The sequence below is a fragment of the Streptomyces sp. NPDC001848 genome (assembly GCF_042891915.1).
Lineage (GTDB): Bacteria > Actinomycetota > Actinomycetes > Streptomycetales > Streptomycetaceae > Streptomyces.
This window is the reverse complement of the sequence record NZ_JBIATP010000002.1, coordinates 249860-276035: the sequence shown is the minus strand read 5'-3', so window position 1 is coordinate 276035 and position 26176 is coordinate 249860. Positions and strand designations below refer to the sequence as shown.

At 71.7% G+C, this 26176-nt stretch carries 22 protein-coding genes; 9 read left to right on the top strand and 13 right to left on the bottom strand.

What is annotated here, in order from left to right; all coding sequences use genetic code 11:
* The first annotated feature begins 4 nt into the window (after window positions 1–4).
* Both ACFYZJ_RS04330 and ACFYZJ_RS04325 read left to right on the top strand, forming a co-directional pair.
* Window positions 5–784: an alpha/beta hydrolase gene (locus tag ACFYZJ_RS04330; protein WP_388562687.1), complete on the top strand. Its 780-nt coding sequence runs from the start codon at window positions 5–7 to the stop codon at window positions 782–784.
* Window positions 777–1343: a hypothetical protein gene (locus tag ACFYZJ_RS04325; RefSeq protein ID WP_388562685.1), complete on the top strand. Its 567-nt coding sequence runs from the start codon at window positions 777–779 to the stop codon at window positions 1341–1343. Before ACFYZJ_RS04330 ends, ACFYZJ_RS04325 begins: the two co-directional genes overlap by 8 nt.
* 34 nt (window positions 1344–1377) lie before the next feature.
* Here ACFYZJ_RS04325 and ACFYZJ_RS04320 read toward each other — a convergent pair whose 3' ends face one another.
* From ACFYZJ_RS04320 to ACFYZJ_RS04295, 6 genes are all read right to left on the bottom strand, one after another.
* Window positions 1378–2136 (bottom strand): endonuclease/exonuclease/phosphatase family protein, encoded by a 759-nt coding sequence (locus ACFYZJ_RS04320; protein WP_388562683.1) that lies wholly within the window; start codon window positions 2134–2136, stop codon window positions 1378–1380.
* A gap of 502 nt (window positions 2137–2638) precedes the next feature.
* On the bottom strand, window positions 2639–3592 hold the full coding sequence (locus tag ACFYZJ_RS04315; RefSeq protein WP_388562681.1) for an ROK family glucokinase: 954 nt from the start codon (window positions 3590–3592) through the stop codon (window positions 2639–2641).
* A gap of 126 nt (window positions 3593–3718) precedes the next feature.
* A complete protein-coding gene (locus tag ACFYZJ_RS04310) occupies window positions 3719–4207 on the bottom strand; it encodes a DUF5304 domain-containing protein (RefSeq protein WP_388562679.1) in 489 nt (162 codons plus the stop codon).
* A gap of 101 nt (window positions 4208–4308) precedes the next feature.
* On the bottom strand, window positions 4309–5478 hold the full coding sequence (locus tag ACFYZJ_RS04305) for an ArsA family ATPase (RefSeq protein ID WP_388562677.1): 1170 nt from the start codon (window positions 5476–5478) through the stop codon (window positions 4309–4311).
* Window positions 5479–5585: 107 nt separating this feature from the next.
* Entirely contained in the window at window positions 5586–6023 is a 438-nt protein-coding gene (locus ACFYZJ_RS04300; RefSeq protein WP_388562675.1) for an SRPBCC family protein, read from the bottom strand.
* Between the two features lie 171 nt (window positions 6024–6194).
* Window positions 6195–6992 carry a metallophosphoesterase gene (locus tag ACFYZJ_RS04295; protein ID WP_388562673.1) on the bottom strand — a complete coding sequence of 266 codons (798 nt, stop codon included), beginning with the start codon at window positions 6990–6992 and terminating at the stop codon, window positions 6195–6197.
* A 306-nt stretch (window positions 6993–7298) separates the two neighbouring features.
* Here ACFYZJ_RS04295 and ACFYZJ_RS04290 point away from each other — a divergent pair, with 306 nt between their 5' ends.
* Window positions 7299–9095, top strand: a complete 1797-nt coding sequence (locus tag ACFYZJ_RS04290; protein WP_388562671.1) for an AMP-dependent synthetase/ligase — start codon at window positions 7299–7301, stop codon at window positions 9093–9095.
* A 23-nt stretch (window positions 9096–9118) separates the two neighbouring features.
* Here ACFYZJ_RS04290 and ACFYZJ_RS04285 read toward each other — a convergent pair whose 3' ends face one another.
* Complete coding sequence (locus ACFYZJ_RS04285) at window positions 9119–10741, bottom strand: GMC oxidoreductase (RefSeq protein WP_388562669.1); 1623 nt, start codon at window positions 10739–10741, stop codon at window positions 9119–9121.
* A 173-nt stretch (window positions 10742–10914) separates the two neighbouring features.
* Complete coding sequence (locus tag ACFYZJ_RS04280; protein ID WP_388562667.1) at window positions 10915–12057, bottom strand: glycosyltransferase family 4 protein; 1143 nt, start codon at window positions 12055–12057, stop codon at window positions 10915–10917.
* Between the two features lie 147 nt (window positions 12058–12204).
* Here ACFYZJ_RS04280 and ACFYZJ_RS04275 point away from each other — a divergent pair, with 147 nt between their 5' ends.
* On the top strand, window positions 12205–13431 hold the full coding sequence (locus ACFYZJ_RS04275; RefSeq protein WP_388562665.1) for a glycosyltransferase 87 family protein: 1227 nt from the start codon (window positions 12205–12207) through the stop codon (window positions 13429–13431).
* A gap of 110 nt (window positions 13432–13541) precedes the next feature.
* Here the strand turns inward: ACFYZJ_RS04275 and ACFYZJ_RS04270 are convergent, their stop codons facing one another.
* The 5 genes from ACFYZJ_RS04270 to ACFYZJ_RS04250 form a co-directional block, all read right to left on the bottom strand.
* Entirely contained in the window at window positions 13542–14738 is a 1197-nt protein-coding gene (locus ACFYZJ_RS04270) for a hypothetical protein (protein WP_388562663.1), read from the bottom strand.
* Between the two features lie 31 nt (window positions 14739–14769).
* Window positions 14770–15813, bottom strand: coding sequence for an NlpC/P60 family protein (locus tag ACFYZJ_RS04265; RefSeq protein ID WP_388562661.1), 1044 nt, complete (start codon window positions 15811–15813; stop codon window positions 14770–14772).
* Between the two features lie 229 nt (window positions 15814–16042).
* Window positions 16043–17077, bottom strand: coding sequence for an NlpC/P60 family protein (locus ACFYZJ_RS04260; RefSeq protein ID WP_388562659.1), 1035 nt, complete (start codon window positions 17075–17077; stop codon window positions 16043–16045).
* A 239-nt stretch (window positions 17078–17316) separates the two neighbouring features.
* Window positions 17317–18666: an NYN domain-containing protein gene (locus ACFYZJ_RS04255; RefSeq protein WP_388562657.1), complete on the bottom strand. Its 1350-nt coding sequence runs from the start codon at window positions 18664–18666 to the stop codon at window positions 17317–17319.
* 33 nt (window positions 18667–18699) lie between these two features.
* Complete coding sequence (locus tag ACFYZJ_RS04250) at window positions 18700–18939, bottom strand: hypothetical protein (protein WP_103843079.1); 240 nt, start codon at window positions 18937–18939, stop codon at window positions 18700–18702.
* 157 nt (window positions 18940–19096) lie between these two features.
* Here ACFYZJ_RS04250 and ACFYZJ_RS04245 point away from each other — a divergent pair, with 157 nt between their 5' ends.
* From ACFYZJ_RS04245 to ACFYZJ_RS04225, 5 genes are all read left to right on the top strand, one after another.
* Window positions 19097–19792 (top strand): rhomboid family intramembrane serine protease, encoded by a 696-nt coding sequence (locus ACFYZJ_RS04245; RefSeq protein ID WP_388562655.1) that lies wholly within the window; start codon window positions 19097–19099, stop codon window positions 19790–19792.
* A 950-nt stretch (window positions 19793–20742) separates the two neighbouring features.
* Window positions 20743–21810, top strand: coding sequence for a polyprenyl synthetase family protein (locus tag ACFYZJ_RS04240; RefSeq protein WP_388562653.1), 1068 nt, complete (start codon window positions 20743–20745; stop codon window positions 21808–21810).
* Window positions 21807–22748 (top strand): hypothetical protein, encoded by a 942-nt coding sequence (locus tag ACFYZJ_RS04235; RefSeq protein ID WP_388562651.1) that lies wholly within the window; start codon window positions 21807–21809, stop codon window positions 22746–22748. Before ACFYZJ_RS04240 ends, ACFYZJ_RS04235 begins: the two co-directional genes overlap by 4 nt.
* 11 nt (window positions 22749–22759) lie before the next feature.
* Window positions 22760–24118, top strand: coding sequence for a cytochrome P450 (locus ACFYZJ_RS04230; protein WP_388562649.1), 1359 nt, complete (start codon window positions 22760–22762; stop codon window positions 24116–24118).
* A gap of 81 nt (window positions 24119–24199) precedes the next feature.
* Entirely contained in the window at window positions 24200–25558 is a 1359-nt protein-coding gene (locus ACFYZJ_RS04225; protein WP_388562646.1) for a cytochrome P450, read from the top strand.
* Window positions 25559–26176: the final 618 nt, after the last annotated feature.

Sequence of the window (26176 nt, the reverse complement as noted above, 5' to 3'; positions counted from 1 at the left end):
CGACGTGCCGGTCCTCCCCGGAGCCGAGCCGTACCGCCACGAGGGCGGGGAGATCGGCGTCCTCCTCTGCCACGGCTTCACCGGTTCCCCGCAGTCGCTGCGCCCCTGGGCGGAGCACCTCGCCGAGCGCGGCCTCACCGTCTCGCTGCCACTGCTGCCCGGGCACGGCACACGCTGGGAGGACATGCAGCTCACCGGCTGGCAGGACTGGTACGGGGAGGTGGACCGCGAGCTGCGCGCCCTGCGCCGGAGCTGCGCGCAGGTGTTCGTGGCCGGCCTGTCCATGGGGGGCGCCCTGGCGCTGAGGCTGGCCGCCAAACACGGGGACGCGGTCAGCGGCGTCGTCGTGGTCAACCCGGCGAACAAGGTGCACGGCCTGTCCGCGTACGCCCTCCCGGTCGCCCGTCACCTGGTGCGGACCACGAAGGGCATCGCCAGCGACATCGCCAAGCCGGGCAGCGTGGAGCTGGGGTACGACCGGGTGCCGCTGCACGCGGCGCACTCGCTGCGGAACTTCTTCCGGATCGTCGACGGCGAGCTGCCGCAGGTCACCCAGCCGCTGCTGCTCCTGCACAGCCCGCAGGACCATGTGGTCCCGCCGGCCGACTCGGCCCGGATCCTGAGCCGGGTCTCCTCCACGGACGTGACGGAGATCCTGCTGGAACAGAGCTACCACGTGGCGACGTTGGACCACGACGCGGACCGGATCTTCGAGGAGAGCCACGCGTTCATCGGCCGGCTCGCGCCCATTGCCGGCAAGGAAGGGACGGCCGCAGGTGGCTGAGCACGACTCCGACCGCGAGGACCGCGAGCCGGACGAGAAGGGTGTGCCCTTCGACGAGGAGGCTGCCTGGGCTGCGATCGTCGCGGGGTACGGCGAGGAGCCGCCGGACCCGCCGGGCAGCAAGCCGTTCAAGCCGGTCGAGGACCTGGCGCTGCCCGACTGGGAGCCGAACGGCGTCACGTTCAAGGACGACCGGACGAAGGACGAACCGGTGAAGCCGCTGGGCAGCTCGGTGTCGTTCGCGCCCGGGGTCGGCCCTCGGGACTACGTGGCGCCGGAGCCGTCCGAGGACGACTTCGACGAGGACGACGAGGGCCACTTCGTGCCGCCGGAGCCGCCGCCGCTGCCCGCGGCGGACACGACCGCGAAGTTCGCGTGGGTCTCGGTGATCGGCGGCCCGGTGCTGCTCCTGCTGGCGGTGGTGCTGGGCTGGAACATGACGTGGTGGCTCGCCACGCTCGGCGTGGGCGGCTTCCTGGGCGGCTTCGTCACCCTCGTCGCACGCATGAGGACGGACGACGAGGGGGACGACGACCCGGGCCGCGGCGCGGTGGTCTGATCCCCCGCGCCGCGATCCTCTGCGCCGTGATCCCCTACGCCGCGGGGACCCGGAGGGCGGCCAGCACCGGGAGGTGGTCCGTGGCCGCGGTGAGGTCCCGCTCCGTCACGCCGGGGTGGTCGAGGGGGACCCCGCAGCCGAGGACCTTGATGCCGCGGGTGGCGAAGACGGCGTCGATACGGCGTGGGGGGCCGGAGCGGGTCCAGGTGTGCTCGCCGCCCCAGGGCGCGGTGGCCCAGGCGTCCTGAAGGCCGGTGGCGAGGCGCTTGAAGGTGGGACCGTCCGGGGTCTCGTTGAGATCGCCGCCCGCGATCGCGTGCTCGACGCCCATCCCGGCGAGCCGGTCGAGGAGCATCCCGCCCTGTTCGTAGCGCTCGTCGTCGCGCAGGCTCAGATGGCAGCCGATGACGCCGAGCCGGGCACCGCCGAACCGCACGACCGCCGTCGCGAAGCCGCGGCGGTGCAGGCCGGGGGTGAGGGGCAGCAGGACGTCCTCGGTGCGCTCGACGGTGGCCCGCAGCGAGCAGAGCAGGGCCGGCCCGGCGGCGGTGGCACCGCCCGAGAGGATCACGAGGCCGGAGGCCGCCGCGAGCCGGGCGAGCTTCTTGCGCCACCGGAAGAAGCGGGGGGCCTCCTGGACGAGCACGAGGTCGGGGGCGCAGGCGCGGATCACGCGCGCGAGCGCTTCGGTGTCGTCGCGCATCGACCGGATGTTGTAGCTGAGCACCCGGAGGACGGCGGAACCGTCGGCTTCGGTTCGGGAGTCGGGCAGCAGCGGGTCGGAGGTCGCCATGCGGATCAAGATACGCCGCCCCCGGCCGGGGCCTGCCCGGGTTTCTCGCCCCCGCCGCCCTGGCTAGGGCCCGCCCCAGGTTTCCTCGCCCCCGCCGCCCCCGGCCGGGGCCCGCCCGGGTTTCTCGCCCCCGCCGCCCCCGGCCGGGGCCCGCCCCAGGTTTCCTCGCCCCCGCCGCCCCCGGCCGGGGCCCGCCCCAGGTTTCCTCGCCCCCGCCGCCCCTACCCGTCCCCGTAACGGGGGCTCCGCCGCCGCCCCCCCGCGGGGACTGCCGTCCCCTGCACCCCGCCTGCCTGCGCACGGAGCACACGCCCACCGGGGAGCGTTGTCGACCTGCGCACCGACACGGGGCTCCGCCCCGGACCCCGGGGAATCCGCCGGCTTCCCCCACGCCCCCCACACGGACCCTCGGAACCCCAGGAACCCGCCGGCCCCCGCAACGGCGGCGCCCGCCGGGCCCCGGTGGGCGCGGCGGGCGCTGTCGTGCGTGGAACAACGGGTGTCACATGATCGGGTCGGGCTCCCGGGCCAGGTCCGCCGCGCCCACCAGGCCGGCCTTGTTGCCCAGCTGGGCCGCGATCACGTCGGCGACCGGGCGCCAGTTGCCGCCCACCAGCCAGCGCTTGTAGGACTTGCGGATCGGGTCCAGGACCAGTTCGCCCTCGTCGGAGAGGCCGCCGCCGACGATGAACGCCGACGGGTCGAAGAGCGAGGCCAGGTCGGCGAGGCCCGCGCCGGCCCAGCGGGCCAGTTCGCGGTAGGAGTCCACCGCCACCGGGTCGCCCTGACGCGCGGCCATCGAGATGTGCTTGCCCTCGATGCCGTCGGGGGTGCCGTCGCCCAACGACAGCAACAGCTCGGCGTTCTCGGGCGTCGCGTTCGCGCGCTGCTTGGCGTACCGGACCAGCGCGCGGCCCGACGCGTACTGCTCCCAGCAGCCCTGCGAGCCGCAGCCGCACAGCAGGCCGTCCGGGACCATCCGGATGTGGCCGAACTCGGCGGCCACGCCGAAGTGCCCGCGGCGCAGCTTGTTGCCGATGATGATGCCGCCGCCGAGGCCGGTGCCGAGCGTGATGCAGATGACGTTGCGGTGGCCCTTGCCCGCGCCGAACTTGTACTCGCCCCACGCGGCCGCGTTCGCGTCGTTCTCCACGACCACCGGGAGGCCCACGCGGGCCTCGACCTTCTCCTTCAGCGGCTCCTGGCGCCAGTCGATGTTCGGCGCGAAGTAGACCGTGGAGCGCTGGCGATTGACGTAGCCCGCGGCTCCGATACCCACGCCGACGATCTCGTGTCCGGCACGGGCGCCCTCGACGGCAGCGGCAATCGCGTCCACGATGGCCTCGGGCGTGCCCGGAGTCGGCACCTTGTGGGTCGAGAGGATGTTGCCTTCCTCGTCGACCACACCGGCCGCGATCTTCGTGCCGCCGATGTCGACGCCGATGGTGAGTCCCATGAATCCCTCAGTTTCGGTCGAGCCCCGCTACGGCCAACCGTACCCGAGGGGCCGGAAGGGTGTCGGACTGCTCCCTCCGCCCCGAAACCCCGGCCTCTCCCTGCCGGGCCGTGCGGCCTGCTCGAGCTAGTCGAGGTCGATGTGCTCCCCTGGGCCGGGGCCCTCGTCCCCGTCCTGTCGACGGGGGTCCATGTCGCCGGACGCGCGGTTGGTCCAGCGTCGCTCCTGGGCCTCGACGGCGGACCGGTAGGCCGCGAGCAGCTCCGAGCCGGCCGCGGCGAGGTGGTCGAAGACGTCCGGGTTGCGCTCGATGACCGGCTCCACCGCCGCCTTGGCCTGCTGCACGACCTGGCGGACCATCTGCTGGGCCGTGCCCGAGGCCGCCGCGCCGAGCAGCGGCGCCTGCAGCCCCGACAGCTTGTCCGCGACGGCGTCGACGATTTTCTTCAGCTCCTCGGCCGCCGAGCCGGGCGGCGGGCCGTACCGGGCCCGACGGCGGGCCTTCTCCGCGGCGAGGTCCTCGGCACATGCTGTCGCCCAGGCGTCGGCGTCGGTGACCCGCACTTCCTCGGCCTCTTCCTGAGCGGCGTCGGAACAGGGGCGCTCTTCGCTCATGGCGGACTCCTGACTGCGGTTCGTACTCTCGACGTTACCCGAACTGAGGTGCGTGCCTCATCGGATGAGCCCACGGATGAGGCCACGGGCGCGCGTCGGCCTCACGAGGTACGCGGCCACAGTTGCGGGTCCGGGACGAAGCGGATGCGCAGCTCGCCCTCGCGCAGCGCCGCCCCGGCCACGGTGCAGCGACGCAAGGCCGACGGCAGGGGCACGATGCGGCGGAACGGTCCCGCGGTCACCACGATCTCGTCGCCGCGCCGGACGAGGTCCAGTTCCTCGCGTATCGTGCCGGGGAGCGGGATGTGCCACACGAGCACACCGTCCTCGCCGAGCCGGTCCGTCACCGGCCACTCGACCGGGGAGGGTGCCGGGTTGACGTCCGGGACGGCGAGCGCGGCGAGGTCGTCGGCCCCGCGCGGGTCGTGGCCGAGGTGCGGGACGCCGTGCACGGCGTACGCGCCCTGCCACTCCTGAAGGGTCTTGCGCTGCTGGGCTGCGAGATGCGCGAGCCAGGCGTCGTGGTCGCTGTCGGGCAGGACGCGGTTCGCGACCAGAACCTCGGGGCGCAGGGTGCGCAGGGCGAGTCCGGTGACGGCGGTGCGGACCGCGTCGGCGGCGGCCGGGCCCGGTTCCGCGACCAGCCACACGCTGGTGGCGCGGTCGGCCAGGACGGCCTCGACGGCGGCCAGTTCGACGTCCCAGCGGGCGGCGGTCTCGTACAGCCAGTCGGCGGGCATCGGCACGCCCGCGAGCCGGCCGAGGACGGGACGCAGGGCACGCGCGGCCTGCCGTTCCGCCGGGAGCAGCCGGCGCAGATAGCGGCGGAGCTCCTCGGGGAGGGCGAGGAGGACGAGCGCCTGGGGGGCAGGAGGCAGGTCGACGACGAGGAGGTCGTAGGACTCGGACAGCGCGGCGTCCCGCAGGGCGCGCAGCAGGGCGAGTTCCTCGGCGCCGGGCAGGGGGGTGACCTCCTCCGCGTCCAGCGGGGCGGCGCCGAGGAGGTCGAGGGCGGTGGCCGCGCGGTCCTGGAAGGCCACGAGGTCGTCGCGGAAGCGGGCGGCTGCGTCCGGGCGCCGGGCGGTGAGGCCGGGTGCGGCCTCGCTGGGGCGGGCGCCGGTGGGGACGCCGAGTACGGCACCGAGGGTGTCGGTGCGGTCGGCGCTGAGCACGAGGGTGCGGGCGCCCTCGCGGGCGGCGCTCAGCGCGGTGGCCGCGGCGACGGTGGTCCGGCCGGAGCCGCCGGGGCCGGTGATCAGGATGGTGCGCATGGGGTGGAACGGTACCGGTCGCCTGGCGGCGGACGGCTGAGCGACTGTGACTGAAGCCCTGGTTGTCGCCCCGCCGACGCTGCCCGCAGCTGGGATCCCCGGACGGGCTATTCGGACTCCACCCGCTTCTTCAGCCCGGCCAGCGCGCGGTCGATGATGACCTTCTCCGCCTTGCGCTTGATCATGCCGAGCATCGGGATCTTGACGTCGACGGTCAGCCGGTAGGTCACCTCGGTGGCGCCCGCACCGGCCCGCTTGAGCAGGTACGAGCCGTCCAGGGAGCGCAGCATCTGCGACTTGACGAGGGTCCAGGAGACCTCGCTGTCGCCTGTCCAGGTGTACGCGAGGGTCTGGTCGTCCTTGATGGCACCGGCGTCCATGACGAGGCGCACCTGCTCGGCGCGGCCCTGCTCGTCGGTGGAGAGGACCTCCGCCTCCTTCACCTCGCCCGTCCAGTCCGGGTAGCGCGCGAAGTCGGCGATCACCCGCATGACGTCGGCCGGAGCCGCCTCGATCGTGATGCTCGAGCTGGTGTGTTCCGCCATCGCCGTGGCTCCTCCAGATGCGGTCCGGTGAGGGTGGGTGGTGCGCCCGTGCGCACCTGCGCACGTGTGTGCAGCGTGAAGGCTACCGCGCACGCGCTGCGCCGCCACCACCCCACCTGGGCTTCGGCCGACGGGGCCCGCTCACCGCCGCCGTGCCGGACCGTGGCCCGCTCACCACTCGAGCACCCAGGGCTTCCCGCTGCCCGCGAAGTGGCCCACGTTCACACACTCCGTCGCCCCGATCCGCATCCGGCGCACCAGCGGCTGGTGGACGTGGCCGAACAGGGAGTACCGCGGCCGGGTACGGCGGATGGCGTCGAGCAGGGCCCGGCTGCCGCGCTCGAAGCGGCGCGCCACCGTGTCGTAGACCAGCTCGGGGACATCCGGCGGGATGTGGGTGCACAGCACGTCCACCTCCCCCACCGCCTCGATCTTGGCGGCGTACTCCTCGTCGCTGATCTCGTACGGGGTCCGCATGGGGCTGCGCAGGCCGCCGCCGACGAAGCCGAAGGTCCAGCCGCCGATCTCCACGCGTTCGCCGTCCAGCACCCGGGTGCCCTCGCCGGCGTACTCGGGCCACAGGGGCGGGATGTCGACGTTGCCGTAGGTGGCGTACGTCGGGGTGGGGAACGCGGCGAACAGCTCGGCGTACTGCCGACGCACCGCCTTCTCGATCGCTGCGGCGCGGTCCATGCCCACCCCGGCCCACAGCCGGGCGCCGAAAGCGCGCGCCTCCTCGTAGCGGCGGGCGGTGCGCAGCTCCACCAGGCGGTCGGCGTTCTCGGTACCGAACAGGTCCGCGAAGATCCCGCGCGAGTGGTCGGCGTAGTCGACGAAGAGGATCAAATCACCCAGACAGATCAGGGCGTCCGCACCCTCGCCGGCTCTCGCCAGGTCGCGCACGTTGCCGTGCACGTCGCTGATCACATGGACGCGTCTCCTGCTGTTACCGCCGGGTGTGGGTGCCATGTCGATGAAGCGTAAGGCTGTGGGGTAAACGTGAACAGTGGCGACGGGACCTGCGGTTACTGGCCGGTAAGTCAAGGGTTGGACTACTGTGCGCCGAGGAACGCCAACACGTGTGACGCACGGAACATCTCGCCGGGACCCCCTGTCGGAAAAGCCATACCGGCGGGTAACGTCCGGGCCGTCCAGTCGTGCTCAGGGTTTCAACCAGTGGATCCCGGATGAATCCTGAGCACCTGACCGAGCCTTGGACCGCACCGTCGCAGCGCACAGAGTCGTGGCGTCGGCGCCCTGTGAGGAGCAGCAGTCTTGCGCGAGTTCAGCCTTCCGGCTTTGTACGAGGTCCCTGCGGACGGAAACCTGACCGACATCGTCCGCAGAAACGCCGCGCAGCATCCCGACGTCGCCGTCATCGCCCGCAAGGTGTCGGGTGCCTGGCAGGACGTCACCGCCGTCGCCTTCCTCGCCGAGGTGCAGGCCGCGGCCAAGGGGCTGATCGCCTCCGGAGTACAGCCCGGCGACCGGGTGGGCCTGATGTCGCGGACCCGCTACGAGTGGACGCTGCTGGACTTCGCGATCTGGAGCGCGGGCGCGGTCACCGTGCCGGTGTACGAGACCAGCTCGCCGGAGCAGGTGCAGTGGATCCTCAGCGACTCGGGCGCGACCGCCTGCATCGTGGAGCAGGACACGCACGCCGCGGCCGTGGAGGCGGTGCGCGAGAAGCTGCCCGCGCTCAAGCACGTCTGGCAGATCGAGGCCGGGGCCGTGGAGGAACTGGGTCGCCTCGGCCGGGACGTCAGCGACACGGCGGTCGACGAGCGCAGCTCTCTCGCCAAGGCCGACGATCCGGCGACGATCGTCTACACCAGTGGTACGACCGGGCGCCCCAAGGGCTGTGTGCTGACCCATCGCAACTTCTTCGCCGAGTGCGGGAACGTGGTGGAGCGGCTGCGTCCGCTGTTCCGTACCGGCGAGTGCTCGGTCCTGCTCTTCCTGCCGCTCGCGCACGTCTTCGGGCGTCTGGTGCAGATCGCGCCGATGATGGCGCCGATCAAGCTCGGCTGCGTCCCGGACATCAAGAACCTGACCGACGAACTGGCCGCGTTCCGGCCGACGTTGGTCCTCGGTGTGCCGCGCGTGTTCGAGAAGGTGTACAACTCCGCCCGCGCGAAGGCACAGGCGGACGGCAAGGGCAAGATCTTCGACAAGGCGGCGGACACGGCGATCGCCTACAGCAAGGCGCTGGACTCGCCGTCCGGTCCGTCCCTCGGCCTGAAGATCAAGCACAAGGCGTTCGACAAGCTCGTCTACAGCAAGCTGCGCGCGGTGCTGGGCGGTCGCGGGGAGTACGCCATCTCCGGGGGCGCCCCACTGGGCGAGCGCCTCGGCCACTTCTTCCGCGGCATCGGCTTCACGGTCCTGGAGGGCTACGGCCTGACCGAGTCCTGCGCGGCGACGGCGTTCAACCCGTGGGACCGGCAGAAGATCGGTACGGTCGGCCAGCCGCTGCCGGGTTCGGTGATCCGTATCGCGGACGACGGCGAGGTGCTGCTGCACGGCGAGCACCTGTTCAAGGGCTACTGGAACAACGAGGCCGCGACCGCGGAGGCGCTGGCCGACGGCTGGTTCCACACCGGTGACATCGGCACCCTCGACGAGGACGGCTACCTCAGGATCACCGGCCGCAAGAAGGAGATCATCGTCACCGCGGGCGGCAAGAACGTGGCCCCGGCCGTGATCGAGGACCGCATCCGAGCACACGCCCTGGTCGCGGAGTGCATGGTGGTGGGCGACGGGCGGCCCTTCGTGGGCGCCCTGATCACGATCGACGAGGAGTTCCTCACCCGCTGGGCGGCCGAGCACGGCAAGCCCGCGGGTTCCACCGCGGCGTCGCTGTGCGACGACCCGGATCTGCTCGCCGCGATCCAGGACGCGGTCGACGACGGCAACGCCGCGGTGTCGAAGGCGGAATCGGTGCGGAAGTTCCGCATTCTCCCCTCCCAGTTCACCGAGGAGTCGGGCCACCTCACGCCGTCCCTGAAGCTCAAGCGGAACGTGGTGGCGAAGGACTACGCGGAGGAGATCGAGGCCCTGTACCAGAGGTAGTCAGGTTCCTCTCTCATCCCACGTCATGGCGCGGTGTCCTCGGCGAGGACCCGCGCCATGGTGCGTTCCGCGAGCGCGGTGATGGTGAGGAAGGGGTTGACGCCGAGGTTGCCGGGCACGAGGGAGCCGTCGGTGACGTACAGCCTCGGGTAGCCCTTCACCCGGCCGTAGTCGTCCGTGGCCCGGCCCAGCACACAGCCGCCGAGCGGGTGGTACGTGAAGTCGTCGGCGAAGACCTTGCCGGCGGAGCCGAAGAGGTCGTACCGGTAGATGGTCGAGTTGGCCGCGTTGATCCGGTCGAAGAGCTTCTTGGCCATGCGCACGGAGACCGCGCTCTGGGCGGCGCTCCAGCCGAGTTTCACGCCGTCGGTCGCGGGGTCGTACGAGAACGAGGCCCGCTCGGGGTTCTTGGTGATCGCCAGATAGAGGCTGACCCAGTGCTCGAGCCCCATCGGCAGCGGGGCGATCTCGGCGAAGACGGGGTTGTCGGCGTTGGCCCAGTCGTCGATGCCCATCACGGGGATGGTGGACTCGTCGGCCCCCACGGTGTCCCAGACGTGGTTGGCGCGGCCGAGCATCACGTTGCCGTTGGTGCCCCAGCCGGTGCCGACACTCGCGTCCAGCGCGGGCAGGGTGCCCGTCTCCCGTGCGCGGAGCAGGAGTTCGGTGGTGCCGACGCTGCCGGCGCCGAGGAAGAGGTACGTGCACCCGTACCTCTTGGTCTCGACGACCGCGCCGGTCGGGTCGATCCGGTCGGCGGTCAGGACGTAGGTGCCGTCGGTGGCTCTTCGGATCTCCCTGACCCGCTCCAGGGTGTTGATGGTCACGTTGCCGGTGCCGAGCGCGGAGGCGAGGTACGTCTTGTCGAGGCTGCGCTTGCCGTGGTTGTTGCCGTAGATCACCTCGCCGGCCAGCGCGGACTTCGTCGCCGTACCGGCCGCCTCGCGCTGCATGTAGGCGAAGTCGTAGACGTTCGGCACGAAGGTGGTCTTCAGGCCGGTGTTCGCGGCGGCCTTCCGGGAGGTGCGGGCGAACCGGTACCACTCGGTCGACTCGAACCAGGCCGGGTCGATCGTGTTGACGCCGAGCACGGAACGTGCGCGCGGGAAGTACGTCCCGTACATCTCGGTGGCGTCGACGGTGGGGAACTGCTCGCAGAAGTACGACCGGACGGGGGTGACCGCCATGCCCCCGTTGACGAGGGAGCCGCCGCCGACGCCGCGGCCCGCGTACACGGACATGGCGTCGAAGTGCACGCGGTCGAGGACGCCGGGGTAGGGGCTGATGTCCCGGTTGACGACGTCCAGCCAGAGGAAGGTGGCGAGCGGAGCCTCGGTACGGGTACGGAACCACATGGATCTCCGGTCCGGGGCACGGGTGGAGCAGAACACCGTGCCGTCGGGGCCGGGGGTGTTCCACAGGCGGCCCATCTCCAGGACGAGGGTGCGGATGCCGGCCTGGCCGAGGCGGAGGGCGGCTACGGCGCCGCCGTAGCCGGAGCCGATGACTATTGCCGGGGCGGATTCGACTGCGTCGGGCTCTGCCGCGTTTGCCGACTGCAGGTTGATGCGGGTGAAGCCCAGTGTGGCTGCCGTTTGCAGGGCTGCGTAGCCCAGTATTTGACGGCGCGTCAGGTTCGGTGTCATGGCCGCAGCATCGGCGGAGGTTTGGCTTCCGGCTAGGGGGTTCGTCGCTTTGCGCCGTCCGGGCTGCCACGCGTTGTTGTCCGGCGACTGCGGGTGACTCGTGGTTGATCTCGCCCACGCGGCGGAGCCGCACATCGATACGGCCCCGCGCCCCTTTCGGGGCGCAACCACCCTCAGAGAAGTTCCCTCAGCCTTTCCGCCAGCAAGTCCCAGCGCCACTTCTCCTCGACCCACCGCCTGCCGCGCTCCCCCATCCTGCGGCGCAGCTCCGGGTCTCCCAGGAGGGTGATGACGCGGTCCGCCGTCTCCTCCTCCGAGCCGCCGTGGACCACCCATCCCGTCTCGCCGTCCAGGACCGCGTCCGGGGCGCCGCCCGAGTCGCCGGCCACCACCGGGAGGCCCGTCGCGGAGGCCTCCAGGTAGACGATGCCGAGGCCCTCCACGTCCAGGCCGCCCCTGCGGGTGCGGCACGGCATCGCGAAGACGTCGCCCGCCCCGTAGTGTGCGGGCAGCTCGGACCAGGGGACGGCGCCGGTGAAGTGGACCGCGCCGGCGACCCCGGTCTCCTGGGCGAGCCTGCGCAGGTCCCTCTCGTAGGGCCCGCCCCCGACGATCAGCAGGACCGTCTCCGGCTCCTTGGCCAGGATGCGCGGCAGCGCCCGGATCAGGGTGTCCTGGCCCTTGCGCGGCACCAGGCGGGAGACGCAGACCACCACCGGGCGGTCCGTGAGCCCCAGGCGGGCGCGGACCTCGTCGCCGCCCGAGCCGGGGTGGAAGGTCTTCTCGTCGACGCCCGGCGGCAGCTGCACCATCCGCCCGGCCGCCTGAGGGGTGAGCGCGGCGGCGATGCGGGAGCGGGTGTAATCCCCCAGATAGGTGATCGTGTCCGTGGACTCGCCGATGCGACGCAACAGAGTGCGCGCCGCGGGAAGTTGGGCCCACCCCGCCTCGTGGCCGTGCGTGGTGGCGACCAGCCGTCGCGCCCCCGCGCGCCGCAGCGCCGGGGCCATCAGGCCGAGCGGTGCCGCCGCCCCGAACCACACCGAGGTGCAGCCGTGCTCCCGCAGCAGCTCCACGGCCCGCCGAGTCGCGGCGGGCGTCGGCAGCAGCATCGTCGTCCGGTCCCGTACGACGGTGAAGGGCTGCTCGGCGTCGAAGGCGGCCGTCGCCTCCGCGCCCTCCCGGCCGCGCTTCCAGGTGGAGGCGTAGACGACCAGCCGGTCGGGATCCAGGCGCAGCGCCATGTTGTGCAGGAACGCCTGGATGCCGCCGGGGCGCGGCGGAAAGTCGTTGGTCACGATGAGGGTCTTGTGCATCGTCGTCGACAGTACCGAACCGGTGGTGCGACCGTACTCACAGCGCCGTACGGCCGTGTTTGCCGCCCGTCACCCGGCTGGGCACGAGATCATGGCCTCTCGGCCACAGCGACACCGCACGCGTGAGGACAGGGACTGAAAGTGGACATGGCGGGCACACGGCGCATTCCGTTCTGGCTGCTCGCCACCTGGGTGCTCACCAGAGTGGGCCTGCTGTTGTTCGTCTTCAAGGTGTGGGTGTTCCCCGGTCCGGACGTCACCAGCGACGTCTCGGTCATCTATCAGGGCTGGTACGACACCCTGCGCACCGGCAGGTTCCCGCAGGGCGACGTCACCTGGCAGTACCCGCCCGCCGCGGCGCTCGCGATCCTGTCCCCCGCGCTGCTGCCCTTCCTGGAGTACGCGCAGGCGTTCTTCGTGCTCGCCTGCGTCGCCGACCTGCTGGTGTTCGGCCTTCTGCTGTACGCGGGCGTGGGGCGCGGCAAGTCCCTGCGCGGCGCCTGGGTGTGGGTGGCCGGGGTTCCGCTGCTCGGCCCGACGGTGTACGCCCGTTACGACCTGATGGTGACGGCGGTGGCGGTCGCCGCGCTGCTCGCCGGGATGCGCCGCCCGCGGCTGATGGGAGCGCTCGCGGCGTTCGGCGCGCTGGTGAAGGTCTGGCCGGTGCTGCTGCTGGCGGGCGCCGGCCGGCGCCGGGCCTGGATCTCGGCCGCGGTGACGGCGGTCGCGCTCGCCCTGCTGTTCGCCCTGACGATGCCCGGCGCCTTCTCCTTCCTGACCGCCCAGCGCGACCGGGGCACCGAGGTGGAGTCGCTGGGCTCGCTGGTGTTCCACGTGGCCCGGCACCACGGCTGGGACGGCCGGGTGATGCTCAACTACGGCTCGGTGGAGTTCCTCGGCCCCTACGTCGACCGGGTCAGCGCGGCGGCCCTCTTCCTGACCGTGATCGCGTTCGGCTGGCTGCTGCTGTGGCGGGTGAGCGCACGCCGCCTGTCGCCGCACGCGCTCGCGGACGCGGCTTTCGTGGGGGTGCTGCTGTTCACGCTCACCAGCCGGGTGATCAGTCCGCAGTACATGGTGTGGCTGGTCGGGCTCGCGGCGGTCTGCCTGTGCCTGCCCGGCAGCCGGATGCTCCTGCCCGCCGGGCTGGTCCTGGCCGCCTGCCTCGCCACGGTCCTGGAGTTCCCGGTGTACTTCGCGAACGTGGTGGCGAGCGACCGGCTGGGCGTCACCCTGCTCGCCACGCGCAACGGCCTTCTGGTGCTGGCCACGCTGACCGCGGCCAGGGCCCTGTGGCGTACGACGGTCTCCCGTCCGGCCCCGACGGTACCGCCGCAGACCACGCGCACCGAGGAGACGCTCGCGTCCTCCTGACCGGCGCCCCTCGGGCAACCGGACCGACTCCCGACCGGCGCGCCTCGGTCGACGCCGGACCGACTCCCGACCGCCCCCTCTGTCGGCGTCGGGCCGAACCGGCCGTCGGCTCAGCCCAGTTGGGACCTCAGATACGCCCGCCACTGCTGTGTGAACGCCTCCGGGCTCGTGCCGAGCACCGTCCTGAGCGCGTTCTCGACCGCACCTTCGCGCCCGGCGTGGTCGCCGACCGCCCGGTAGAAGTCGTTCAGCCGGGCCTCGCCCCAGCGGTCGGCGATCATCCGGCAGGCCATCCAGCCGCTTTCGTAGGCCTGCGCCAGTTTGCCCGCGTCCCCGGAGAAGGCGAAGTCGGAGTCCTGCGGCAGCGCGGACGGGGCGTGTCCGAGCCCGACGGCGCGGTCGAGTTCGGGTGCCACCTCGGCGGGGGTCCGGCCGGTGCCGCGGTAGCCGACCCAGTCGGCATACCCCTCGGAGAGCCACAGGGGTGTGGCCGCCGTGGTGTGGCGGCGGGTGGCCACATGGGTGGTCTCGTGGGTGAGGACGACCTGTTTGCCGAGGTCGCCGAGGATGGCGTAGGCGTCCGGGTTGACGGTGATCCGGTCCGCGGGCGCCGTCCCGCTCCCGCCCACCTCACCGGTGGTGACCGCGGCTATCCCCCGGTACCGGGAGGCCGGCGCACCGAGCAGCGCCGCCATGCCCTGAAGCGACGTCGGTACGAGGACCACGACCCGGCCCGGCCAGCCGGTCCCCCACGCCCCGGTGACGGCGGGCACCGCGCGGTCCGCGAGGCGCGCGTACTCCCGCAGCGTGTCCCGGGGTTGCCCGACGCCGAGAACGAGGCTGTGCGCGCCGCGAACCGCCTCGACGGCGCCCTGGTCCCACAGTTGCCGGGCGGCCTTCCACGCGGGCTCGTCGGAGGCCACGTACCACCGTCCGCCGATGCGGGTCAGCCGCAGTGACCGGGCCGCGGTGACCGGCGCCCGGTCGTATCCCCTGACGCGGTAGCGCAGTTCGGCGTCGGCGGTGGCCCGGTCACCCGTCAGGTGGAGGGCGGTGACCCGGTACGACCAGGCGGCCAGCGGCACGGCGCGCAGGTTGTCGAACCCGGCGGCGCCGGCGGCACGGGTCTGGGTGCCGAGGAACGCGGACCGGTCGCCGTCCAGGACCGCCGCCGCCCGCCGGTCGAGCACCTGCCGCACGGCGGCCGTCCCGTTCCCGGCGGGGGCGGCGGCGCCGCAACCGACGAGTCCGGCCAGCAGCAGGACACAGCCCGCCACGATCCCCGACGCACGTCCACGACCAGCCACCGTCCGATCGTACGTGCCGCCCACCCAGCGGTCAGGGCCTGGTGACCGACGCGATCGGCATCATGCCGACCGGGTCGTAGCGCACCGCCGCACCCGGGTGGGGTGCGTGGATGACCTGGCCGTCGCCGACGTACATCGCCACGTGGCTGGCGTCGGAGCGGTAGACCACCAGGTCCCCGGGCTGGGCCTGGGACAGCGGCACCTGGCGGCCGGCGTACCGCTGCTCCTGCGAGGTGCGCGGCAGTCCGACGCCCGCCCGCGCGTACGCCCACTGCATGAGGCCCGAACAGTCGAAGCCACCCGGCCCGTTGGCGCCCCACACATACGGGCGACCGAGCGCGGAGCGGGCCGCGGCGACGGCCGCCGCCGCGCGGGGGTCGGCCGCCACGGCCGGGGTGAGGCCGGACACCTCGCCGGCGGAGCGGGAGGCCCGCTGGTAGGCGGTGCGCTCCTGGTCCGGCAGGGAGTTCAGCAGCCGCTGCGCCGCGACGAGCTTCCGCTCCACGGCCTTCTTCTGCTGCGCGACCGCCTCACGGCTCTTCTCCAACTGGGCGAGTTCACCGGCCACCACCTCGCGTTCCCGGGCCAACCGGCGCAGCGCTCCCTGGAGTTCCTTGAGCTGTCCGGCCTGGCGGGACCCGATCCGGTCCAGCACGGCCGCCTTGTCGAGGTACTCGCCGGGGTTGTCCGACAGCAGCAGCGCCAGGGGGGAGGCGAGTCCGCCGGAGCGGTACTGGGCCCCGGCGAGCGCGCCGAGCGCGTCCCGCATGGTGTTGACGCGGGCCTGTTGCCGGGCGACGCGGTCCTGTGCCCGGGCGGCCTCCCGGCGCAGCGCGTCCACGCGTTCCGCTGCCTTGTTGTAGGCCTCGGTGGCTTGTTCCGCCTCCCGGTACAGCCGGTCCACCGTGGCCCGGGTGTCGCGCGGCGCGGCGTCCGCGGGCACGGCGCCCAGCGTCGCGGCGGCCGCCGCGGCGGCGGACAGTACGACGGCGGCCCTCTTCAGGGCTCGGTTGGACTCCGCGGCGCCGACGCCCTGGCGCATGCCGGATGGTGCAAGGCGGCGATGGGACCCCACGACCGGTCGCTCTCCCTTCCGCTGACGAACCACCCGCCGGACGGCGGGGGAAACGCGGCAGACAGTAGCGGGGTGATCACCGCGGGGTCCAAAGACGCCGAGCGGCCGACAGAGCGACGCCCCGCCGCTGACGCAGGTCATCGGCGGGGCGTGGAGTCAGCGGGGGTCGCTGGAATTCGCTCGTTCGGGGGGTGTTGGGTGGGGTACTTCGAGGAACCGGACAGCCGGGTCAGACTCGCACGCCGAACTGGAACGGCATGTCGTTCATCGACTCGTATCGCACGAAGGCGCCGGTGTGCGGCGCGTGCAGCACCGTGTTGTTGCCCGCGTAGAGGCCGACGTGGTGCAGGTCGCCGTAGAAGAAGACCAGGTCGCCGACCTTGAGGTCACTGACGTTGTAGATGCGGGTGCCGATGTTCGCCTGCTCCTCCGAGGTGCGCGGTATGGAGACACCGGCCTGGGCGTAGGCCCACGAGGTCAGACCCGAGCAGTCGAAGGAGTCAGGGCCCGTGGCACCGTAGACGTACGGCTTGCCGTACCGGCTCTGCGCGGCGGAGAAGGCGGCTCCGGCCCGGCCGGAGCCGACGCCGACGGAGACGCTGAGGGCGGCACGCTCACTGGCGCGGCTGGCTCGCTGCTGGTCGGCCTGGAGGGCGGCCCGCTGCTGGGCGGTGAGGCTGTTGAGGAGCTGCTGCGCCGCGGCGAGCTTGCCCTGGACCTCCTGCTTCTTCTTGCCCAGTTCGGTGCGGGTGGCGGCGAGGTCCTTGAGCTTGTCGGTGGCTTCCTGACGCTCCTGGGCCAGTTCGCGCTGTTTCTCCTGGATCTTCTTCAGCGCTTCGACCTGCTGGCTGCTCAACTGGTCGAGGGTGGAGGCCTTGTCGAGGTAGTCGTCCGGGTTCGAGGACAGGAAGAGCTGGACGGAGGGGTCGATGCTGCCGGTGCGGTACTGGGCGCTGGCCATGGTGCCGATGCCGTCGCGCAGCTTGTTGAGTTCCTCCTGCCCCCGGGCGACCTTGTCCTGGAGGGTGGAGATCTCCTTCTGCAGCTTGTCCTGCTTCTCCTTGGCCCCGTTGTACTGCTCGGTGGCCTTCTCCGCGTCTTGGTAGAGCTGGTCGACCTTGGACTTGACCTCGTCCACGCTCGGCTTGGCACTGGGCGCCGCGTTGGCGGCGTTCGCGCTGAAGGCGACAGCGGCGGCGGCCGCGGTGGTCAGCACGGTCACACGTGCACGGCTGGGCTGCTTGGGTCGACGGTGGGACGCCACGGAAGCGAGCTCCTTCTTCTGAGTGATCACCCGCTCGGAGGTTCGAGGCCAGACCCTAGTGACCTCATCGTGATGAGTTCAAATCCTCACACCAAAAAATCCTGTCACGCAATGCATTCTTTGCACATGAGCCACAGCAAGTGAGGCAGCCCTGACGCTACGTCGCGTGACGGTTCCGTCAATTCGGGCATTGAGCCTGTACGTTGCGGTTGGCGACGTAGCGCGCTTCGAGGCTGATATCAGCCGCGTGAGAGACGCTTCAGCAGCACCGCCGAAGCCACCGGGCGCGCTCCCGCCCTCGCGACCCCGTCGGCCACCTCGCGGTCCGTGGAGGCGACGATGACCGGCCGGCCCGGCGGCTCGGCACGCACCAGCTGGCGGATCAACTCGTCGGCGGTGACGCCCGGTTTGGAGAACAGCACCCGCACCCCGCGCGGTGGCGCGAGCAGCACCGGTGCGGCCAGTTCGGCCCCGTCGAAGACACAGGTGACCTCGGCGCCGGTCTGCGCGGCGAGTTGCGAGAGCTGGCCGAGGAGCCTCAGCCGCTGCTTCTCCAGCGGCATCTGGGGATAGCCGGTCTTGGTGACGTTGTAGCCGTCGACGACCAGATGCACCTGGGGCAGTGCGAGCAACTGGTCGAGGATCGCGGGATCGTTTTCGGACAGCGCACGGGCGGCGATGTCCTTGGGGGTCATTCGTCCCGGTTCGACCGCGTCCACGGTCTCCGCCGGCCGTACGGAGACCGGTGGCAGCGCCAGTTCTCGGCGCAACCCCTGGGCCGCGTCGAGCAGGGTGTCGAGCAGCAGCCGTACCCGCATGTCCTCGACGCTGCGCCCCTCGCGCGCCGCCCTGCGGGTGGCCTCCAGGGCGGCCTCCGCCTCGGAGAGGCGCGTCTTGAGCCGCCGGGTCTCGCTCTCGGCGGCGGAGACCTGGGCCTGGCCCTCGGCGCGCACCGCCTCGACCTCGTCCCGGGCCTTGCGCAGGGCGGCCTCGCCGCGCCGGACGTCACTGAGGGCGGCGCGCAGCTTGCGGTGGAGCGAGTCGGCTTCCTTGCGCGCGGCGTCCAGCTCCGCCCGCAGCCGCTCGGTCTCGGCGCGGGTCTGCTCGCGCGCGGCCGCCAGCTCCGCGTGCACCCGCTCCAGCTCGGCCCGGCTCTCCTCGTCGGCGCGCTCGGCGTCGACGCGCTGGGCCTCCTCGCCGGCGGCGGTCACCAGCTTCACCCAGCCCGCCGGGCGCAGTACGTAGGCCGCGGCCGCCACGTCGAGCGGGTCCGCGGCCGGGGGCGGCGAGCCGGAGTCCAGGGCACCGGTGAGCTCCGGCTGGGCCTCTCTGAGCTTCTCCGCGATGCGCTGCCGGAACAGGGCGTCCGTCTCCACGGCCGCCGCCATGGCGTTGCCGGCGAACTTGGCCCGGCGGGTCGGGGTGAACCGGGCGTACTGCCGCAGCTGTGCGGGCAGTTCGGCGAGGGTCAGCCCACCGAAGCCGTCGGACACGATCTGCACGACCCGGCGGCGCACACCGTCGGGCAGCGGACGGTCGAGCACCTCAGCGGTGCCGTCGACCGGCTCCCCGCCTGTGGTCTCAGCCATCCCTCACCCCATACGCCTGCGGGGCCGCCTCCCTCAGGAGCCGGCGCCCGGCCTGTCCACGAGTTCCACCTGGTCGACCGCGTTGCACCAGCGGCACCGCACCGACTCGATGGTCTCACTGACCACCTCGCGCTCCTCGACCTTCGGCTCCCCGGCCAGATCGAGGTGCACGTACTCGACGACCTTCGACGAGCGGGTCACGTCGAACCGGGTGAGGTTGCCGCAGAGCGTGCAGCGCCAGCGGGTCGTCTCCGTCGGCAGGGGAACCGTCATCGTGAGTGCTCTTCCTTCTTCCAGTCTCCGTGATGCGCCAGTTTCCCTGGAGCGTGTGGCTCGTAACCCTACGGCCTGGCGAGTACCCACCGCCCGCCCGTCCCACGGCGGCGAGGCACTCTGTGCGGATCGGGCCGGTTACGCCATGCTCTGTACCATGATCAGCACCTGGAGCAGGACGGCCGTGGGAGCGCTGCGCGGACAGTCGGCCCCGGTGACGTACGGGCTGATCGTCCTGTGCTGCGCGCTCTTCGTCACCGGACCGGCCGCCGGACTGAATCCGGCCTACGGAACCGGGGACGCGCTGCTCACCGCGCAGCGGGACTACTTCGCCCGCTGGGGCGTGGTGCCGGTGGAGCTGTTCAGCGGGGCGCCGAGAGCGGCGCTCACGCCCGCGACGGCGCTGTTCGTGCACGGCAGCTGGGTGCATCTGCTGGGCAACATGCTCTTCCTCTACGTCTTCGGGGCCATGGCCGAGGAGCGGATGGGGCATGTGGAATTCGCCCTGTTCTACCTGGGCTGCGGCTGTCTGGCGCTGCTGGGGTACGCGGCGGCCAACGCCGCGTCGGCACAGACGCTGGTCGGAGCGTCCGGGGCGATCTCCGCGGTGCTGGGTGCGTTCCTGTTCCTCTTCCCCAAGGCGCGGGTGACCAGTCTCTTCCCGTTCCTGTTCTTCCTGCCGCTGAGGTTCCCGGCCTGGGTCGTGCTGCCGTTCTGGGCGGCCCTGCAGTGGATGGCGGCGGGCCGGGCCGCCCAGGGGCCCGGGGTGGCGTACCTGGCGCACCTGGTGGGGTTCTCGCTGGGGTTCCTCTACGCGTGGGGGCGCGGGCTCGCGGTCGCCCGACACCGGTGACGGATGGCTACCGGAGACGCCGAATACAGCGGCAGGACTTCCGTCGCAATGAAGTTCCGTGGTGTCGAAGCACCCCAACACCGAACGGCCACCCTTTCCCCCGACCAGGCGACGTCAATCCCCGGTCGGCGAATCTGTCCGGAACGATCGTCTTGCTTGGCATCGCGTCCGCCGCTACCCAGCAGAAAACTCTTGCTTCGAACAGTTGTCGTGTGCCTAGTATTCGATCACCGGTTGGACCGCACCGACGGACCTCCCGCTCATCCTGCGCTGCGAGGGGAAAAGGCATGGACTCCATTGGGCACGAGTTATTCGGCGGACCACTGCGCGTCTTAGGCAGCGCTTGTCCGCGGGAGCCCACGGCTCACCGTCGGCCACGCGGTCCGATCACCCCTCCGTCCGGCACTTCTCCCTCCGGCGCCTCTTCGCCCGAGACTTCTCCGTCCGGCACTTCTCCGTCCGGCACTTCTCCCTCCGGCGCCTCTTCGCCCGAGACTTCTTCGCCCGAGACTTCTTCGCCCGAGACTTCTTCGCCCGAGACTTCTTCGTCCGGCTCCTCCCTGACCGGCTCCTCGGTCCTGGACCCGTGCGGAGTCGCGGGCCGCGCTGCGCAGCACCGCCCCGCCCGCTCCGCGCTCTCCCCGCGAAGACCGGGGCGCGTCGAATCCCCCGCGGACCGCTCCACCGTCATGGCGACATCAGCCCGGCCGACGCGGACGTCGGCCCGCGTCAGCAGCTGAACCGCGGCCCCGGAGAACCACGCGTCGACCCGGTGTCCCTCGGCGGAAGTCCGCCGGACACCGTCCGCACACCATCCGGCCCGGTACCGGTTCCCGTTGGAAAGCCGCCCCCACCCGCCGCCCCTGTGCGGCCCGCGCGGTCGTGGGGCGTGCCGACGTGCGCCCGGAACCGACCCGACGGGCCCCGACAAGCGGGACGAGGCAGAGAAAATGAGCATTCGGACGATATCCCCCGACGTACTGAACACCAATGTCGTCAGAAAAAACGTCGAGACCGTGATAGAGGATTTCCTGGACGAACGCCGAAAACATTCCGGACAGCCGCAGATGGCCCGGCTGGTGAAACTGCTCAAGGAATTCATGGCGGACGGCAAGAGGATCCGCCCGGTGCTGACCGTCATGGGCTGGCGGGCAGCCGGTGGCGAAACCGGCATGGAATCGGTCGTGCGTGTGGCGGCTTCCCTGGAAATGTTCCACACCTTCGCCCTCATCCACGACGACATCATGGACGACAGCGACACCAGGCGCGGGCGGCCCACCATCCACCGGCTGCTCGCGGGCAAGCGGGGCGACGAGCGCACGGAACGCTTCGGGCTCGGTGCCGCGGTGTTGGTCGGCGACCTCGCCTTCGCCTGGTCGGATCAGCTTCTGCACACCGCCCGTCTCACCTCGCGGCAGGCGGCGGCGGTGCATCCGCTGATCACCGAGATGCGCACCGAGGTCATGCTCGGCCAGTACCTGGATCTTCGTGCGACGGGCGAACTGACCGACGACGTCGAGGCCACGCTGACGGTCAACCGCTACAAAACCGCCAAGTACACCATCGAGCGCCCGCTGCACATCGGTGCCGCCCTCGCGGGCGCGGGCCCCGAGGCGATGGCGGCCTGCACCGCGTACGCCCTCCCCCTGGGTGAGGCGTTCCAGCTCCGCGACGACCTGCTGGGGGTGTACGGCGATGTGCGGGACACCGGCAAGTCCCGCCTGGACGATCTGCGCGCCGGCAAGAACACGACCCTCGTCGCCCTGGCGCTCCGCGCGGGTGACGCGGCGCAGTCCGCCCGGCTGCGTGCCCTGATCGGCGACCCCCTGCTGGACGAGGCCGGCGCCGAAGAGGTCCGTGCGATCTTCGCCGCCACCGGCGCCCGGGACACCGTCGAATGCATGATCGACGACCGTTACCGCCAGGCCCTGCGCGCCCTGGACGCCGCGCCCTTCACGCCAGAGGCGATCACCGCTCTGCAGCAGCTGGCCGCCACCGCCACCCGGAGGAACTCATGACCGCAGATCTGACCGCCACCACCGGCTCGACGGCGCAGGCGGGTCCCGTCGGCGCCCAGGCCACGACGGCGCGCTACTGGCAGGAGTGCACCGACCGCTTCGCCGCCCTGTTCGAGCGGTACGTCGGATACGAGGCGCAGAAGGTACCGATGACCGACGCGGAACTGCGGGAGGTCATCGACGCCTGCAACCGCGCGGTCGCCCCGCTGGGCAAGGCCGTCTCCGACAAGCGCTGGATCTCCTACATGGACGTCGTCCGATGGTCGCAGAGCGCCCGCCACATCAAGGACATGGAGGCGTTCAAGGCCGTCTGCGTCCTGAACTGCGTGACCTTCGTGTGGGACGACATGGACCCGTCGCTGCACAACTTCGATCTCTTCCTGCCCCAGCTGCGCGCGGTCTGCGAGCGCTACTACGCCCCGCAGGACGCCGAGTTCGCGTACGAGGGCGCCCGCGCCTTCGTCACCAGCGACCACATGTTCCGGGACTCCCTGCTGAAGAAGGTGCTCTGCACCACGTCGCCGGAGCAGTACTTCCGCTTCCGCGTCACCGACGTGGGCGTGGACTTCTGGATGAAGATGTCCTACCCGATCTACCGCCACCCAGAGCTCACCGAGCACTCCAAGACGGGCCTCGCCGCCCGGATGACCACCCGCGGGCTGGCCATCGTCAACGACTTCTACTCCTACGACCGGGAGAAAGAACTCGGCCAGATCACCAACTGCTTCCGGCTGTGCGACGTGTCGGACGAGGCCGGCTTCCGGCGCTTCTTCCAGGCCCGGCTGGACGACATGGCCGAGGACATGGAGTGCATCAGGGCGTTCGACGACACGACTCGTGACGTGCTGCTCGACCTCATCCACGGCAACTTCGTGTGGACCACCCGCGACCGGCGGTACCAGGCGCCCGTGAACGAAGTCAACTCGCGGATACAGTGAGGAGCGGCCGTATGCCCACTGCCAAGCCGACCGCCGCGGACCGGTCCTGGCGGATCGGCACCGCTCCCGGCGCCCTGCCCCTGCTGGGACACGTACCCGCGCTGTGGCGCCGCCCCCTGGAGTTCCTCGCGTCGCTGCCCGCCCACGGCGATCTGGTCGAGGTGCGGCTCGGGCCGAGCCGGGCCTATCTCGCCGCGCACCCCGAACTGGTCCGCGAGGTTCTGCTCAACCCCCGCGTCTTCGACAAAGGCGGCGTCTTCGACAAGGCGCGGCAGCTGCTCGGCAACAGCCTGTCGGTGTCCCGGGGCGAGGAGCACCGCTTCCAGCGCCGCCTCATCCAGCCCGCTTTCCACACCAGCAGGATCGCGGCCTACACGACAGCCGTGGCTGACGACACCCGCGTCGCGACGGACGCCTGGCGCTCCGGTGAGACGCGGGACATCAGCGACACCATGCACGCCCTGCTGATGCGGGTCGCGGCACGGACGCTGTTCTCCGCCGGACTCGACGAGGCCACGATCGAGGAGGCCCGGCAGTGCCTGCGGACGGTGTCGCACGGCATCTACAAACGCACCGTCGCGCCCCTGGGCGTCATGGAGAAGCTGCCCACACCGGGAAACCGGGCGTACGACCGGGCCAATACGAGGCTGCGCGAGATCGTGGCAGAGATGATCAGCCGCCGGCGCGGCTCCGAGGGCGACCACGGCGATCTGCTCTCCACCCTGCTGCGCGCCGAGCATCCCGACACCGGGGAGAAGCTGGACGACCGGCAGGTACTGGATCAGGTCATCACCTTCCTGGTGGCCGGAAGCGAGACCACCGCCTCCACCCTCGCCTTCGTCTTCCACCTGATGGGCACGTTGCCCGAGGTGGAGAAGCGGGTCCACGCCGAGGTGGACGAGGCCGTCGGTGACCGCACACCGGCCTACGCCGATCTGTCCGCGCTGCGATACACCCGCAATGTGATCACCGAGGCGCTGCGCCTCTACCCGCCGTCCTGGATGGCGATGCGGGTCACGGCCCAGGAGGTCACCCTCGGCGGCCGGACCATCCCCGCCGGAACGACGATCCTCTACAGCGCCTACGCCCTGCACCACAACCCGGAGCTCTTCCCCGCCCCGGAGACCTTCGACCCCGGCCGCTGGGAGGGCGAGCGGGCCGCGCGGGTGCCGCGCGGGGCGCTGCTTCCGTTCGGTGCGGGCAGCCACAAGTGCATCGGCGACGTCCTCGCGCTGACCGAGACCGCGCTGATCGTCGCCACCGTCGCCGCTCGCTGGCGGCTGCGCCCGGTGCCCGGGACGCGGCTGCGGCCCGAGCCGAAAGCCACCCTGGAGGCGGGCCCGATGCCGATGGTCCTCGAACGGCGCTGACCGCTTCCGCCGCGGGACAGGCGGGCACTGTCAGAGGTGCCCCGGACATCCGACCCCATCCGTCATCGAAGGACCGAAGGTATGAAGACCCATTCCGACACGGCCAGGCGCGACTGGCGGGTGGCACGGGCGCCCCACCAGCTGCCGCTGGTGGGACACGCGCTGCTCATGGCCCGCCGGCCGCTGGACTTCCTGGCCTCCCTGCCCGCCGTGGGCGATCTCGTCCAGCTCCGTATCGGGACCAAGCCGGCCTACCTGCCCTGCCATCCGGAACTGGTGCAGCAGGTGCTGCTGAACGCACGGGTCTACGACACCGGAGGACCGGTGAAGGAGAAGGCCCGTTCCATTCTGGGCAACGGGCTGATCACCTCCGACTGGGCCGACCACCGCCGGCAGCGGCGCATGATGCAGCCCGCCTTCCACCCGGCGCGCATCGCCGCGTACGCCGCGGTCATGGAGGAGGAGTGCGCGGGGCACGCCGGGATCTGGCGGTCCGGGCAGCCGGTCGACGTCGGTGACGCGATGCAGGCGTTGACGGCGCGGGTGACGGCCCGGGCCCTGTTCTCGACCGACATGGCACCGCACTCGGTCGCGGAGATCCAGCGCAACCTGCCCGTCGTGGTGCGCGGCGCCTACCGTCAGGCGGTGGACCCCACAGGACTCCTGGCCCGGCTTCCGCTGGCCGCCAACCGTGCCTTCGACACCGCACTCGGGCGGTTGCACGCGCTCATCGACGGCATCATCCGCGACTACCGGCGGTCGGACGGGGACCGCGGCGACCTGTTGTCGGCGCTGCTGGCCGCCCGCGACGACGAGGACGGCGGCGCGTTGTCGGACCAGGAGGTCCACGACCAGGTCATGACCCTGCTGCTGGCCGGCGTCGAGACCACGGCCAGCGCCCTGACCTGGGCCTGGTACCTGCTCGCGCGCCATCCGGAGGCCGAGGCGCGGCTGCACGCGGAAGTCGACGAGGTGCTGGGCGGCCGGCCCCCGGCCTATGCGGACGTGCCGAGGCTCGCGTACACGCAGCGGATCTTCACCGAGACGCTGCGGCTGTACCCGCCGGCCTGGATGTTCACCCGGATGACCACCGAGTCCACGGACCTGGGCGGGCACCGGCTGCCGGCGGGCACGGACGTGCTGGTCAGTCCCTATGTCATCCACCGCATGCCCGAACTCTTCGCGCGCCCCCTGGCCTTCGACCCGGACAGGTGGCTGCCGGAGCGGGCCAAGGACGTGGCACGCGGCTCGTACCTGCCGTTCGGCGCGGGCAGCCGCAAGTGCATCGGCGACGTGTTCGGCATGACCGAGGCGACGCTCGCGCTCGCCGCCCTCGCCTCCCGCTGGCGGCTGCGCCCCGTCCCGGGCACCCGGGTGAAGCCACGGGCCGAGATGAGCCTCACCGCGGGCCCGCTGCCCATGCTGCCCGAACCCCGCTGACCCGAGGGTCGCCCTCCTCACACCGGCGCACGATCGCCGCCCGAACCGGAGACCTCCCCACCATGACCCGTCAGCGCCCGGTATCCCCCTTCGAGAGTGCGTACTTCGTCGACCCGGGACCCGCCGGACTCCCTTTGTACGAGATGCCCCTGTACGTGGAGTCCCTGGTACGGGGACTCCTGGACCCGGCCCTGGTGGCACGGTCCCTGCGGCTGCTGACCGCACACCATCCGATCCTGCGGTCCGAGGTGGTCGCCGGCGGGAGCGGACCGCTGCTGCGGGTGCGTGACCGGGTCCAGCCGCCCGTCACCGTGTGCGAGGGCATCGACGAACCCTTCGCCGCCCTGATCAACTCGCGCCCCGACTGGACCGGGAGCATGTTGCACGCCTGGCTGCTCAGCGACGGCGAGCACACCCAGGTGGTGCTCGGGGTCCACCACGGTGTGACCGACGGGCGGTCTGCCTTCGGTCTTCTGGACGAGTTCTGGCGGTACTACACCGCCCTCGCCGCAGGCGCGGACCCCGGCGTGGAAGAGCGCGAGGCGCTGCCGGAGGCGCTCGACACCCGTCCGCCGCGACCCCGAACGCTTCCTGCTGGGCGCGCTTCGCGCGGGTGCT

Coding starts and splice junctions, on each gene's coding strand:
- ACFYZJ_RS04310 (WP_388562679.1), bottom strand. CDS start 4,207: ATGAGCGAAGAGCGCCCCTGTTCCGACGCCGCTCAGGAAGAGGCCGAG.
- ACFYZJ_RS04240 (WP_388562653.1), top strand. CDS start 20,743: ATGAGCATTCGGACGATATCCCCCGACGTACTGAACACCAATGTCGTC.
- ACFYZJ_RS04245 (WP_388562655.1), top strand. CDS start 19,097: ATGATCAGCACCTGGAGCAGGACGGCCGTGGGAGCGCTGCGCGGACAG.
- ACFYZJ_RS04315 (WP_388562681.1), bottom strand. CDS start 3,592: ATGGGACTCACCATCGGCGTCGACATCGGCGGCACGAAGATCGCGGCC.
- ACFYZJ_RS04280 (WP_388562667.1), bottom strand. CDS start 12,057: ATGCACAAGACCCTCATCGTGACCAACGACTTTCCGCCGCGCCCCGGC.
- ACFYZJ_RS04225 (WP_388562646.1), top strand. CDS start 24,200: ATGAAGACCCATTCCGACACGGCCAGGCGCGACTGGCGGGTGGCACGG.
- ACFYZJ_RS04235 (WP_388562651.1), top strand. CDS start 21,807: ATGACCGCAGATCTGACCGCCACCACCGGCTCGACGGCGCAGGCGGGT.
- ACFYZJ_RS04275 (WP_388562665.1), top strand. CDS start 12,205: ATGGCGGGCACACGGCGCATTCCGTTCTGGCTGCTCGCCACCTGGGTG.
- ACFYZJ_RS04230 (WP_388562649.1), top strand. CDS start 22,760: ATGCCCACTGCCAAGCCGACCGCCGCGGACCGGTCCTGGCGGATCGGC.
- ACFYZJ_RS04285 (WP_388562669.1), bottom strand. CDS start 10,741: ATGACACCGAACCTGACGCGCCGTCAAATACTGGGCTACGCAGCCCTG.
- ACFYZJ_RS04250 (WP_103843079.1), bottom strand. CDS start 18,939: ATGACGGTTCCCCTGCCGACGGAGACGACCCGCTGGCGCTGCACGCTC.
- ACFYZJ_RS04300 (WP_388562675.1), bottom strand. CDS start 6,023: ATGGCGGAACACACCAGCTCGAGCATCACGATCGAGGCGGCTCCGGCC.
- ACFYZJ_RS04295 (WP_388562673.1), bottom strand. CDS start 6,992: ATGGCACCCACACCCGGCGGTAACAGCAGGAGACGCGTCCATGTGATC.
- ACFYZJ_RS04305 (WP_388562677.1), bottom strand. CDS start 5,478: ATGCGCACCATCCTGATCACCGGCCCCGGCGGCTCCGGCCGGACCACC.
- ACFYZJ_RS04255 (WP_388562657.1), bottom strand. CDS start 18,666: ATGGCTGAGACCACAGGCGGGGAGCCGGTCGACGGCACCGCTGAGGTG.
- ACFYZJ_RS04320 (WP_388562683.1), bottom strand. CDS start 2,136: ATGGCGACCTCCGACCCGCTGCTGCCCGACTCCCGAACCGAAGCCGAC.